14 protein-coding genes are annotated in these 12,493 nt (G+C 63.4%); 8 read left to right on the plus strand and 6 right to left on the minus strand.

The features are described from left to right. The first annotated feature begins 161 nt into the window (after positions 1-161). From M8744_RS09615 to M8744_RS09625, 3 genes are read left to right on the plus strand one after another with little or no spacing between them, the layout of a single operon-like run. Complete coding sequence (locus M8744_RS09615) at positions 162-818, plus strand: DUF6778 family protein (protein ID WP_251414181.1); 657 nt, start codon at positions 162-164, stop codon at positions 816-818. A 37-nt stretch (positions 819-855) separates the two neighbouring features. After that, positions 856-2,052 carry an RSP_2647 family RNA methyltransferase gene (locus M8744_RS09620; protein ID WP_251414184.1) on the plus strand — a complete coding sequence of 399 codons (1,197 nt, stop codon included), beginning with the start codon at positions 856-858 and terminating at the stop codon, positions 2,050-2,052. After that, positions 2,049-2,591, plus strand: a complete 543-nt coding sequence (locus M8744_RS09625; protein WP_251414187.1) for an RSP_2648 family PIN domain-containing protein — start codon at positions 2,049-2,051, stop codon at positions 2,589-2,591. The genes M8744_RS09620 and M8744_RS09625 overlap by 4 nt, the downstream gene beginning before the upstream one ends. On the opposite strand, the gene M8744_RS09630 is transcribed toward M8744_RS09625, so the two are convergent. Then, the gene (locus M8744_RS09630) at positions 2,588-3,289 is read right to left on the minus strand and encodes a M48 family metallopeptidase (RefSeq protein ID WP_251414190.1); all 702 of its coding nucleotides are present in this window, start codon (positions 3,287-3,289) and stop codon (positions 2,588-2,590) included. The two genes, M8744_RS09625 and M8744_RS09630, sit on opposite strands and share 4 nt — an antisense overlap. Before the next feature lie 100 nt (positions 3,290-3,389). On the opposite strand from M8744_RS09630, the gene M8744_RS09635 reads away from it, so the two are divergent. Then, positions 3,390-4,133 (plus strand): maleate cis-trans isomerase family protein, encoded by a 744-nt coding sequence (locus tag M8744_RS09635; protein WP_251414195.1) that lies wholly within the window; start codon positions 3,390-3,392, stop codon positions 4,131-4,133. Positions 4,134-4,176: 43 nt separating this feature from the next. Here M8744_RS09635 and M8744_RS09640 read toward each other — a convergent pair whose 3' ends face one another. From M8744_RS09640 to M8744_RS09655, 4 genes are all read right to left on the minus strand, one after another. Then, the gene (locus M8744_RS09640; protein WP_251414198.1) at positions 4,177-5,361 is read right to left on the minus strand and encodes a vWA domain-containing protein; all 1,185 of its coding nucleotides are present in this window, start codon (positions 5,359-5,361) and stop codon (positions 4,177-4,179) included. Between the two features lie 56 nt (positions 5,362-5,417). Continuing rightward, positions 5,418-5,585 carry a hypothetical protein gene (locus tag M8744_RS09645; RefSeq protein WP_251414201.1) on the minus strand — a complete coding sequence of 56 codons (168 nt, stop codon included), beginning with the start codon at positions 5,583-5,585 and terminating at the stop codon, positions 5,418-5,420. A 12-nt stretch (positions 5,586-5,597) separates the two neighbouring features. After that, positions 5,598-6,962, minus strand: a complete 1,365-nt coding sequence (locus M8744_RS09650) for a DUF2927 domain-containing protein (RefSeq protein WP_251414699.1) — start codon at positions 6,960-6,962, stop codon at positions 5,598-5,600. 374 nt (positions 6,963-7,336) lie between these two features. After that, positions 7,337-8,176 (minus strand): AAA family ATPase, encoded by an 840-nt coding sequence (locus M8744_RS09655; RefSeq protein ID WP_251414204.1) that lies wholly within the window; start codon positions 8,174-8,176, stop codon positions 7,337-7,339. Between the two features lie 188 nt (positions 8,177-8,364). Between M8744_RS09655 and dksA the strand changes: the two genes are divergently transcribed. Together dksA and M8744_RS09665 are read left to right on the plus strand one after the other, a co-directional pair. After that, positions 8,365-8,787: an RNA polymerase-binding protein DksA gene (gene dksA / locus M8744_RS09660; RefSeq protein ID WP_251414209.1), complete on the plus strand. Its 423-nt coding sequence runs from the start codon at positions 8,365-8,367 to the stop codon at positions 8,785-8,787. Between the two features lie 75 nt (positions 8,788-8,862). Further along, positions 8,863-10,032, plus strand: a complete 1,170-nt coding sequence (locus M8744_RS09665; RefSeq protein WP_251414221.1) for an FAD-dependent monooxygenase — start codon at positions 8,863-8,865, stop codon at positions 10,030-10,032. A 76-nt stretch (positions 10,033-10,108) separates the two neighbouring features. On the opposite strand, the gene xth is transcribed toward M8744_RS09665, so the two are convergent. Next, complete coding sequence (gene xth, locus M8744_RS09670) at positions 10,109-10,921, minus strand: exodeoxyribonuclease III (protein ID WP_251414235.1); 813 nt, start codon at positions 10,919-10,921, stop codon at positions 10,109-10,111. 166 nt (positions 10,922-11,087) lie between these two features. On the opposite strand from xth, the gene M8744_RS09675 reads away from it, so the two are divergent. After that, entirely contained in the window at positions 11,088-11,417 is a 330-nt protein-coding gene (locus M8744_RS09675) for a DUF6749 family protein (RefSeq protein WP_251414238.1), read from the plus strand. A gap of 33 nt (positions 11,418-11,450) precedes the next feature. After that, positions 11,451-12,491 (plus strand): DUF6902 family protein, encoded by a 1,041-nt coding sequence (locus tag M8744_RS09680; protein ID WP_251414240.1) that lies wholly within the window; start codon positions 11,451-11,453, stop codon positions 12,489-12,491. Positions 12,492-12,493: the final 2 nt, after the last annotated feature.

Below are 12,493 nucleotides of genomic sequence, written 5' to 3' on the forward strand. Positions count from 1 at the left end.
TGGGCCAAGCATAAGGCGTTAGCGATAACGCCGCAACCGATGCGCCGTGTGAATGCCATGGCATCTTCCCGCAATTGCACGGCTTTGGTCCCAGTTTCGCCCCAATCCTCGGTCATCTTGCCTGCAACAGACCCGGGCAGAACGCCCGAAGGAGGAAGAGTATGAAACATCGTCGCATCATCGCTGCACTTGCCTTGGGCCTGAGCGTTTCAGCCTGCACATCCATCGACACCGCGTCGCGGAACGCGCCGCTGGAAAGCACCGCCGCGCTTGCCGCCGAGGCCCCGTCGGCCGCGGTCCAATCGGTGGCCGTTCAATCCTACACCGTCAAGGTGCCACGCTCGCTGCGGGTAAGCGAGGCCAACACCTATTACCCTATGGGCGACATTGTCTGGCGCGAAGATCCGATCGGAGATCGGCACGCACAGGTCGCCGACATCTTCAACACCAGCGTGAGCCGGGCCGTTGAAACTGTCGATGGCGCGCTGCCCGTCGTGGCCGAGATCGTGGTCAAGCGGTTCCATGCCCTGACCGAGAAAACCCGCTACACCATCGGCGGTGTTCACTCGATCACGTTCGACCTGATCCTGCGCGATCCGGAGACCGGCCTCGCGATCATGCCGCCGCGCGAAATCAGTGCCGACCTCAAGGGGTTCGGCGGCTCCAGGGCCATCGCGGCCGAGCGGCAGGGTGTCACGCAAAAACTGCGCATCACGCGGCACCTGGCCAACGTGATCCGTATGGAACTTGAACAGCCCGGCTCGGCGCCCAAGGGCGTGACCGAACTGGTGGCCGGGCTCGAGGTCAACCCGATCTGATCTTTCCCCTGACAAGAATGACCAGTAAGAGGACGGCATGACGCCGTCCTCTTTTCCCGTGATCCGCCTGAAACCCAAGGCCAATGCCCGCGCCATCCGCCACGGCGCGCCCTGGGTCTACGACAACGAGATCGTAACCGATCGCCGCACCAAGAATATTGCGGCGGGCACAATCGCCATCCTGGAAGATGCCGACCGCGCGCCGCTGGCGCTTGTGGCGGTGAACCCGAATTCGCGCATTTTCGCCCGCGTGCTGGAGCGTGACACCGGCGCGGTGATCGACCGCGCATGGCTGGCTACACGGTTGGAGCACGCGCTGGCGCTGCGTGAACGGTTGTTCGACACGCCTTTCTATCGCCTGGTCCATGCCGAGGCCGACGGCCTGCCCGGTGTGGTGATCGACCGTTTCGGCGATGCTGCCGTGATCCAGCCCAATGCCGCCTGGGCCGACGTGATGATAGATGACCTGGCACAGGCCCTGGCCGATGTGACGGGCGTGACGACTATATTGAAAAATGCCAGCGGCCGTGCCCGCACCCTGGAAGGGTTGGACGAGGACGCCGCCATACTGCTGGGTGCGGCGCCCGAGGCGCCGGTGCAGGTCCCGATGAACGGTGCCACCTATATGGCCGACCTGACCGGCGGGCAGAAAACAGGGTTGTTTTTCGACCAGCGCCCGAACCACGCCTTTGCCGCGCGCCTGGCGCAGGGCGCGCGTGTGCTGGACGTGTTTTCCCACGTAGGCGGCTTTGCGCTGGCCTGCCTTGCAGGCGGCGCACAAAGCGCGTTGGCGGTCGATGGGTCGGACCCGGCGTTGCAACTGGCCCGCGCCGGTGCGCAGGCGGGCGGCGTGGCCGAGCGACTTGATACGCGGCGCGGCGATGCGTTCGACGTGTTGAGCGCGCTGGGCGACGAGGGCGCGCAGTTCGATGTGGTGATCTGCGATCCACCCGCTTTCGCTCCGTCGAAACAGGCGCTGGATGCCGGTTTGCGCGCTTACGAGCGCGTCGCCCGCCTGGCCGCGCCGCTGGTGGCGCCGGGGGGCTATCTGGGGCTGTGTTCGTGTTCGCACGCCGCTGACCTGGGCAAATTCCGTACTGCCTGCACGCGCGGCATCGGGCGGGCGGGCCGCGCGGGGCAGATCATTCATACCGGGTTCGCCGGGGCCGACCACCCGTTGATGCCACAACTGGCCGAAAGCGGTTACCTCAAGGCGCTGTTCTATCGCCTATGAAGGTGCTGCTGGATACCTGCGTGCTGTATCCCACGGTGATACGCGAGATGCTGCTGGGCGTTGCGGGGCAGGGGGCGTTCATCCCGCTCTGGTCTGACAGGATACTCGAGGAATGGGCCCGCGCTGCCCGCAAGATCGGCCCGCAGGGCGAACCGCAAGCGCGCGCTGAGATCGCGCTGGTGCAGGCGGCCTGGCCGGGCGCGGCGGTCACGTGCCCGCCTTCGCTGGAAAGCCGGCTGTGGCTGCCCGACCCGGCCGACACCCATGTTCTGGCCGCCGCCATCGCGGGCCATGCCGATGTGATCGTGACGTTGAACGCAGGCGATTTTCCCCGCAACATACTGGCCGAAGAGGGGCTGAGCCGCGCCGACCCCGACGGGTTCCTGCACGGAATCTGGCAAGCGCAGCCCGACCTCGTGGCGCATGTGGGTGCGCAGGTCCTGGCACAGGCCCGTCGGTTGTCGGGCGACGATTGGGATATTCGACGCCTTTTGAAAAAGGCCCGCCTGCCGCGGCTGGGCAAGGCGCTGGCGGGCTAGGTTTTGTCCGGTGCACCCAGGCCCCAGTCGGCCTCGTGCCGTTCGATCGCGGCGATACGGTCCTTGGTGGGGGGGTGCGACATCAGCCAGGCGGGCATGACGCCCGCGCGCGCATCGGTCAGCTTGTCGAGCTTGTGAAAAAGGGTCTTTTGTGGCTCGGTTCCGATCCCGGCCTTGACCAGCAACGCCGAGGCGTATTCATCCGCCTCGTATTCATCCCCGCGGCTCAGTTTTGCAGCAAGCAGCGAGGTAAGGCTGTTGGCGATCCATACACCGATGCCCGGCAGAAATCGCGCCAGCACCATCGCCAGCGCCGTGCGCAGCGCGTTCTGGCCGGAAAAGTCGATCATCCGTCGACGTGCATGGCCCAGAGCCACGTGACCCAGTTCGTGCGCGATGACGCTGGCCATTTCCTCGGCCGTCACCTCGCCTTGCCGAAACTTGTTGTAAAACCCGCGTGTGATGAAGATTCGTCCATCCGGCGCGGCCAGGCCATTCACCGGCTCGATCTCGTAAAGCTGAACCTTGACGCGTGGAATTTCCAATGCCGCCGCCATCCGGTCAAGCATCGGGGCCAGTTTCGGGTCAAGCAACTCGGTCGAGCGCGCGCTCAGTTCGGCCTGGGTGCGCCAGACCGAAAAGCGATACATCACCAGGCCATAAACCAGCGCCAGAAGAATGGGGGCAAATTTCAACATGGGTCTGATATGGGGCAGCAGCGCGCGCAGGGCAAGCGATGGGTTGCCACGGCGCGCAAAACACGATGTGTTGGGGCGTTGATACGGTAGGGGCTGGGACATGGCACAACCTTATGAATTGGATCACGGGTTCGGCGACGGGCTGCGGCTGGGGCTGATCGTTCTGTCGACCGATGAAAGCCTTGAAAACGAGGCCCGCACGGTTCTGGCCGGGCGCCCGCTTAGCCTACTGCACGCGCGCATCCCCGCCGAGGCCGACGTGACGCCCGAAAAGCTGGCCATGATGGCCGAGCAGATGACAGCCACCGCCGAACGGCTGCCCAGGGGGCTGGACGTGATCGGGTATGGCTGCACCAGCGCCTCGACGATCATCGGCCCCGACCGGGTGGCCGCGCTGATCCGAAAGGCGCATCCAGGGGTCAAGGTCAGCACCCCCATCACGGCGGTTACCGCCGCGCTCAAGGCGCTTGGGGTGGGCCGGGTCGGCTATGGGTCGCCCTATGTGAAAACCGTGACAGCGCCGATGCGCGCTTACTTGGCCGAGCAGGGAATCGACACGGTTGCCGAGGCCAGTTTCGACCAGGGTGATGATTACACAGTCGCGCGCATCACCGAAGATTCGACCCGCAACATGCTGAACAAGCTGGCAGAAAATGATGCGGCTGATGGTTTTTTCGCAAGCTGCACCAACCTGCGCACCTTTGGCATTATCGACACGGTCGAAGCCGAAACCGGCCGCCCGGTTGTCAGTTCGAACCAGGCGATGCTGTGGCACATGCTGCAACTTGCCGGCGTCGATGCGCGCGGCTGGGGGCCGGGGCGGCTTTTCCAGACCACGCTTTAGGCGGAATCAATCGGGTAGGGGTGATGACGGCGCGGCGCGGCGCCTAGCGCGTCAGTTCTTTCATGCCCTGTTCGATTCCCGCCAGGGTCATGGGTACCATGCGATCTTCGAAGATTTCGCGGATCATGCCGATGGAATGGGTGTAGCCCCAGTATTTTTCCGGCACCGGGTTGATCCACATGTGATCGGGCCATTGCGCGCGGGCACGCTGTAGCCAGACCTGCCCGGCCTCGGCGTTCCAGTGTTCGTTGGCGCCACCGGGATAGGCGATTTCATAAGGGCTCATGCTGGCATCGCCCACGAAGATGCACTTGTAATCCGAGCCATAGGTATGCAGCACGTCCCATGTCGGGGTCTGCTGATCCCAGCGGCGGCGATTGTCGCGCCAGACACCTTCATAAAGGCAATTGTGGAAATAGTAATATTCGAGGTGCTTGAACTCGGCCCGGGCGGCGGAAAACAGCTCTTCGACCACCTTGATATGTGGGTCCATGCTGCCGCCCACATCGAGAAACAGCAATACCTTCACGGCGTTACGACGTTCGGGGCGGGTTTTGACATCAAGGTACCCGTGCTCGGCCGTGGCGCGGATCGTGCCATTCAGGTCAAGCTCGTCATGGGCACCGTCGCGGGCCCAGCGGCGCAGGCGCTTCAGCGCCACCTTGATGTTGCGCGTGCCCAGCTCGATGCTGTCGTCGAGGTTCTTAAATTCGCGCTTGTCCCAGACCTTGACCGCGCGCTGGTGGCGGGATTTCTCCTGCCCGATGCGAACCCCCTCGGGATTGTAGCCATGCGCGCCGAAGGGCGATGTGCCGGCGGTGCCGATCCACTTGTTGCCGCCCTGGTGGCGGCCCTGCTGTTCCTTCAGCCGCTCTTTCAGCGTTTCCATCAGCTTGTCGAAACCGCCAAGGGCCTCTATCTCGGCCTTTTCTTCGGCGCTCAGGTGCTTTTCGGCCAGTTTTTCCAGCCAGTCGGCGGGGATGTCGACTGCGTTCAGCACATCGCCCAGCTTGATGTCTTCCAGCCCCTTGAACGTGGCGGCAAAGGCCCGGTCGAACTTGTCGAGGTTGCGCTCGTCCTTCACCATCGCGGTTCGGGCAAGGTAATAGAACCCCTCGACATCATAGGTCACGAGACCCGATTTCATCGCCTCGAGAAAGGCGAGGTATTCCCGCAGGGTGACGGGAATTCCGGATTTGCGGAGGTTTTCGAAGAACGGCAGAAACATACGCTGAACTTAGGCCAGTGCGCAGCGCACGACAACAGCCAAAGCCCTGTCCCCGCTCACAACGAGGCGCGGTGAATGAACAGGGTGATGAACAAGGCCACGATCATGAACAAGATCGCGAAACCGGCCGCGTATTGCGCGATATCCAGCGGTCTGCCCTTGCGACGTGCCGCAAGGACGGCCCCGAAAATCGCGCCCAGAAGCGCCCCTGTCAAAACGATCATCTCGTGTCAGCCTCAGCTAGGTCCGTTGACCGGATTGAGCGCGGCAACCTCGCGCAGCTTGGCATGAACGGCCCAATCCGCGCCGAACCCGTATCGCGCCCAACCCAGACTGTCCAGCCTGACGGTCATGGCCTCACGGCTGCGGCCCAAGAGTTCCAGCGCCTCGGCCCGCAACAGCATCAGCGTCGACAGCAAGGCCGCGTTTTCATACCGCTCGGCGGTGCCTAGATGCCGGCTTGCCAGCGTCAGCGCGTCTTCGCCGCGCCCTTGCGCAAGGGCGTAGGCGGCCAGTTGCGAGGCCACGTAAGCACGGTGCAGCGCGGTATTGGGCGTTAGCGAGTAATAATGGTCGGCCGCGATGAAATGTTCCTGTGCGACGCCGTCATCCAGCCGCTGCGTCAACCGGCCCATTGCATAGTGCGAAAAGGCCATGCGGTGATCTTTCCATCCCATGGTGCGGGCGATTTGCAGCGCCTGTTCGGCGGCGCGGCGGCGTTCGGCCGGTCCCGTGCCCGGGCCAAGGGCTGTCTGAATCGCCAACACCCAACTGCGCGGCGTGTTGCCGTCGTGGCGTGGAGACAGGTTCTGCCCGGCGGGGTTGATGCGGGCCAGCAGCGCGGGCAGGCGGGCCGCGACCTCGCTACGCGTCATGCCGGCGCGCAGTTCGGGCGCATAGTAAAGCCGCAGGATCATCATGTCGAAGCCGGTCAACACGGTGTGAACGTTGTCGTCGTTGAACACGCTGTCGGGCAGTCGGTAAAGATCGTTGAGCGGGCCCAACGCCTGCGCAAGCTCTTCGTGCAGGCAATCCCTGACTTCCTGTGGCGCCGCGTCGGATGGCAGGAAAATGGCCAGGCGCTTGCGCTCCTTCACCTGCGCCCAATCGGTGCGCCCCGTGCGCCGTGCCTTGCGATACTCGCTCAGCTTGGAGATGTTGGGCACCACGAAACACGCGGCTTGCGGCAGGTTGCGCCTGATCTCGGCCCGGCTGACGGCTTCGATCGTGATGTTGGCCTCGGCAGCGTTGGTCAGGTGGATGTCGAGGCCCGCCTCGTTGCGCAGCCGCGACAGCAGGCGATTGAGGTCAAGCCGCAGGTTGGCAGGCGGCGTGCCCGTGACGTGCACCGACACTGGTCCCTCGAAGCGCGAAAAATACGGCAGGCGCCGACCCGATTCCAGCATGAAGGTCAGGTCAAGGAAATCACGCGCGATGTCGGAATTCGATTGCTGCGGCAGGCTGGGACGCGGCACTGCGAACGTCTTCATCGGCGGCATCGTGCTTTCGCCGAACTGCGCCGCGCGGGTTGCGGTTTCGGTGGGCGCGGCCGGCATGCAGGCGCTCAGCATGAGGCAGACGGGAACGAGGATGCGGCGCATCATTGCCGCGCCACCCCGGCCAGGCCGCAGGTGGGGGCAAAATCGTTGCTCTGCTCAGGCATAGACAGGCCCCGGCAAGGGGGTTGGGCTGTCCCGGTCATGATCTGCCTCGAACTTGTCATTCGGTTGAGGGGACTGTTGCCCCTCTTGATGTCGCTGTTAAGGGGGAATTGGGGCAGAAATGTGACCATTCGCTTTTGGGGCGAACCGTCGGAGCCTTGCCCAATAAACCTAATTTCCATCAGTAGCTTGGCCGGTTGTTCTGCTTGTGGAAACAGCCTGTTGCCGCAGCGTGGCGACCCCGAAAACCCCGGTCTGCGCGGGGTTTTCGGGCGAATGTGGCAAAATTGCGTCAACGCCCCGACGGGCGCGTGTCAGCCACCGCGCCGCGCCATGAAGGCCAGCCGTTCGAACAGGTGGACATCCTGTTCATTCTTGAGAAGTGCGCCATGCAGCTTGGGCAGCGCGTTGGGGCCGTCGCGTTTCAGATCCTCGGGTGTCAGATCTTCGGCCAGCAGCAATTTCAGCCAATCAAGCACCTCCGAGGTCGAAGGCTTTTTCTTCAACCCGGCCATGTCGCGGATTTCATAGAACTGCGTCAGCGCGGTGGTCAGCAGTGCCTCCTTGATGCCGGGGTGGTGCACCTCGACGATCTTTTTCATCGTCTCGGGGTCGGGGAAGCGGATGTAATGAAAGAAACAGCGGCGCAGGAACGCGTCGGGCAGTTCCTTTTCGTTGTTCGAGGTAATGATCACGATCGGGCGGTTCTGCGCGCGGATCAATTCGCCGGTCTCGTAGACGAAGAACTCCATCCGGTCGAGCTCTTGCAGAAGGTCGTTTGGAAATTCGATATCCGCCTTGTCGACCTCGTCGATCAGCAGCACGACCTTTTCACCGGCCTCGAACGCCTCCCACAGCTTTCCCTTCTTGATGTAGTTGCTGACATCGTGCACGCGCTCGTCGCCCAGCTGGCTGTCGCGCAGGCGGCTGACGGCATCGTATTCGTAAAGGCCCTGCTGCGCCTTGGTGGTGGACTTGATGTTCCATTCGATCATACGCAGCCCAAGCGCGTTGGCCACCTGGCGGGCCAGTTCGGTCTTGCCGGTTCCGGGCTCACCCTTGACCAGAAGCGGCCGCTCCAGCGTCACCGCCGCGTTGACGGCGACGGTCAGATCCTCGGTTGCGACATAGGCGTCTGTGCCTTCGAATTTCATGAATGGTCTACCTTGTTTTTGCGCATTTGCCCGCAACTTAGCCTGATGCGCACGGACGGGCAATGCAGGGCGGCGTTTCACGTTTTGGGGTAGTGACAAAGACCCGTGAGATGTGTATCTGCCTGCGCAGGGGGTGCCATATGCCACAGGAAAATTTTACTGCGGTTGGCTTTGAAGAGGGAGCGCATATGAAAGCCGAAGTCTTTCTTCCCGACGATTACAGACCGGCGGAAGATGAACCATTCATGAACGAGCGACAACTGGAGTATTTCCGACGCAAGCTGGTCGCGTGGAAATCTGAATTGCTTGAAGAAAGCCGTGACACGATAGAGGGGTTGCAGGAAAGCACCCGCAACATTCCCGACGTCGCCGACCGCGCCAGCGAAGAGACCGACCGCGCGATCGAACTGCGCACCCGCGACCGCCAGCGCAAGCTCGTGGCCAAGATCGACGCCGCCTTGCGCCGCATCGACGAGGGGGAATACGGGTATTGCGAAGTGACGGGCGAACCCATCAGCCTGAAGCGGCTGGATGCCCGCCCGATTGCCACGATGAGTCTGGAAGCGCAGGAGCGGCACGAGCGCCGCGAGAAAGTGCACCGCGAAGACTGACGCGGGCGCAAAAACCGATATATCGAATGGCGCCGGGGCTTTCGCTCCGGCGTTTTTCGTCCCAAAAGGCGGCACATGAACAGCGAACGACTCAGGGTTCTGGTGATCGGCGGCGGTATCGGCGGCCTTGCTGTCGCGCGTGCGCTGGCGATGGACGGGGCCAGCGTGACGGTGCTGGAACAGGCATCAGAGATCGCCGAGGTTGGTGCCGGCATCCAGATCAGCCCCAACGGTTTTGCCGTGCTGCGGGCGCTGGGGCTTGACCGGGACGTGGTTGCAAGGTCGGTTCGCGGGCAATCGGTCAGCCTGCGCGATTTTCGCGCGGGTGAGGTGTTGAAGCTGGACCTGACACAGCTCAAGCGGCACGAGTACTATTTTGTCCATCGTGCTGACCTGATTGACATTTTACTCAAGGGTGCCCGTGCCGCCGGTGTCAAGATCCGGCTTTTGCAGCAGGTCGAGCGGGTCGAGCCCGGGCCAAGGCCACGGGTGGTTCTCAAGAATGGCGACACGCGCGAGGCGGACCTGGTGATCGGTGCCGATGGGCTACATTCGGTGATGCGGCCGGCCTTGAACGACGCGGCCAAACCGTTTTTCACCCGGCAGGTGGCCTGGCGCGCGGTTGTGCCCAATATCGAGCGGCGCGGGCCACAGGTTCAGGTGCATATGGGGCCGGGGCGGCACGTGGTCAGCTACCCGCTGCGCGATGGCAACGCGCTGAACATCGTGGCCGTGCGAGAACAACGTGACTGGGTGGCCGAAAGCTGGACCCAGGATGACGACCCCGCCAACCTGCAGGCTGCTTTTGCCGATTTCGGTGCCGATGTGCGCGCCATGCTGGGTCGGGTGCAAACCGTGCGGCAATGGGGCCTGTTCCGGCACGTGGTGGCCGCACGTTGGCAGGGCGGGCATTGCGCGCTTTTGGGGGATGCGGCGCATCCGACATTGCCCTTCCTGGCGCAGGGGGCGTGCATGGCGCTGGAAGATGCCTGGGGCTTGCGCCTGATGCTGCAACGGGCGCCTGACCTTGAAACGGGGTTGTCGCAGTATCAGCAATTGCGCATCAGCCGCGCACGCCGGGTGATTGCGGCGGCCAGCCGAAACGCCTGGAAATACCACCTTCGATTTCCGCCCTTGCGGGGCGCGGCGCATATGGCGTTGCGCCTTGGGGGCGCTGTGGCGCCCGAGCGGATGTTGCACCAGTTCGACTGGCTTTACGACTACGATATCACCAGCGCGGCGTAACCTTGCAGAGCCCGGTCGCGCGCGCCGGTCACCTCGGCCCCCGGTCTTTTGTCATGGCCTCGGGCAGGTGGTCTGGCTAGTTGTCGAGCATGATCCAGACGGGCACGTGGTCGGAGGGCTTCGGCTTCTCGCGGCCGCGAATATCGCGGTCGATCTGGCAATCGGTCATGAGGTCGGCCACCTGCGGACTAAGCAGGAAATGATCGATGCGAATCCCTTCGTCGCGGTTCCAGGCGCCGCGCTGGTAATCCCAGAACGAATAATGCCCCGGCGATTGCACCCGGGCGCGGAACGCCTCGGTCAGGCCCAGGTTCACGATTCGGCGAAAGGCGGCCCGGCTTTCCGGGCGGAAAAGCGCGTCCCCGCGCCATTTGTCGGGGCTTTTGGCGTCTTCTTCCTGGGGGATGATGTTGTAATCGCCCGCCATCAGGAAGGGTGTTTCCTGGGCCAGCAATTCGGCCGCGCGGGCGCGCAGGCGTTCCATCCAGGCCAGCTTGTAGGCATATTTGCCACCCGCGACCGGCTGGCCGTTGTCGTCCAGTTCAACCGGGTTGCCATTGGGCAGGTAAAGCCCACACAGCCGCACCGCAGTTTTGCCGACCACCGTGGCCTCGATATAGCGGGCCTGTTCGTCGTCGTCATCGCCGGGCAGCCCGCAGGTCACATCTTCAAGCGGCAGCTTTGACAGGATCGCGACCCCGTTAAAGCCTTTTTGACCATGTGTTTCGACATTGAAACCACGATCTTCGAACAGGTCCCGGGGGAAAGCCTCATCAACCGACTTGATTTCCTGCAGCAGCACGATGTCGGGCTGGGCTTCGTCCAGCCAGTCACACAGCGCCTGGTGGCGCGCCTTGATCCCGTTGATGTTGAACGTGGCAATCTTCATGTCGCGGCCCCAATGCAGTTGGGGTTCTATCGCCCAGCCCCGCATTCGGTGCAAGGGGGCGGCGCAAGGCTGTGCTCCCTAATACGACCAAGGGTTGCGAGAATCAGTTGACTGGCGCGTAAAGGTTGTATTACCTGACGGTGCGCAACCTAGAGGAGAAAGTTCCATGTCTGCACTTCGCAAGATCACCCACACCGTCGACACCCGGTCAGGCGCCTGCCTGCATGGCGGTGAAGAAACCCAGATGTTTTCATCGGCCGCCGCGCTCACTTGCGCCGATATGCTGCAGGGCGGCGGGGTCGAGATGTTTTCGTCTGCCGCTGCGCCGATGATGATCGGCGATATGGCCGGTGGGGCAGAAACCGGCCTGTTCTCATCGGCGGCCGCCCCGGTGACGGGTGAGCTGGTGTCCTTGTTCAGTTCGGCTGCTGCGCCGGCTGCCCGGGCGCGGCTGGAGGACGGCACCGGCACGCATCTGTTTTCGTCGGGCGCATAAGCGCCTGTCGGCGCGGGAAAAGGAGGAACAGCCATGGCCCAGGTCATCCAGCTTGCCAGCCACCCGCGCCCCCCGTCAGGGGCCGCGGCGAGAGCGGCCCTTGTCGATGCCGTTCGCCATCATCGGCGCGACGATGGCGATGTTTTCTGGCTCAAGGAAAATGCCGAGCTTTTGAACGTGATGGAAACGACCGGCCAGGGTGAGCCCGATCTGTTGGCCGGCTATCAGGATATCTATGACGGCCTGGCCGAACGCTTGCGGTTTTTCCCGCAATATTATCGCTTCCTGCTGTCAATCGCCCTCGACCTTGAGGATATGGGCCTGCCCGGCGACGTTGGCACGCGCATGGCGCAATACGTGGCCCGGCAAGGGCTGGCCGGGGCCGAACTGTCAGATCTGCAACGGGCCGAGGCCAGGCGGCTTTTGGCTCGGCGTGACCTGGCGGCGCCCGATCCGGGCCTGGAGGGCCGGTTGCACGCCTTTGCCAATCGTGCCGATACCTTTGCGCTGCCCAACCGGAAGGCAGCGTATGAGCTGACGCATATCGTATTCTACCTGTCCGATTATGGCCGTCGCGCCCCCGGGCTTGGCCCCGAGGCGCTGACTTCGCTGCGCTATGCGGGCCTGGTGGCCCTTTTGGAACATAACGCCGATCTGCTGGCCGAGATATGTATCGCGCTGCGTTTTGCCGGGGAAGGCGCTCCGCATGAATGGCTGGCGTGGTTGCGCGCAAGGCTGCGGGCCGCGCGCGTGGTGCAGGGCGCGCAGGCGCTTTTGCCCGACAGTTATCACGACTGGCTGATGGTGCGATGGGTGCTGGCGCTCGAGGGGCAGGATCTTTGCACGACCGGCTTGGGGCAGGGGCGGTTGAGCTTCCAAATGCCCCAACCCGACGGGCCGCTGCGGCGGTTGTCGGAAACACTGTTGCGGATGGGCGGAAACCGCGCCCCCGATTGGGCGCAAATGCGCCCGGCAATCTGGCCGACCTTGTCGGATGATCAGCAAGCCACGATGGCGCTGGCGGAATCCGCCCCTTGGTTCGAGCCATTTTTTGCGCGGTTCGCCCGCGCCTGACC

This window comes from Lutimaribacter degradans (genome assembly GCF_023703375.1).
GTDB lineage: Bacteria > Pseudomonadota > Alphaproteobacteria > Rhodobacterales > Rhodobacteraceae > Lutimaribacter > Lutimaribacter degradans.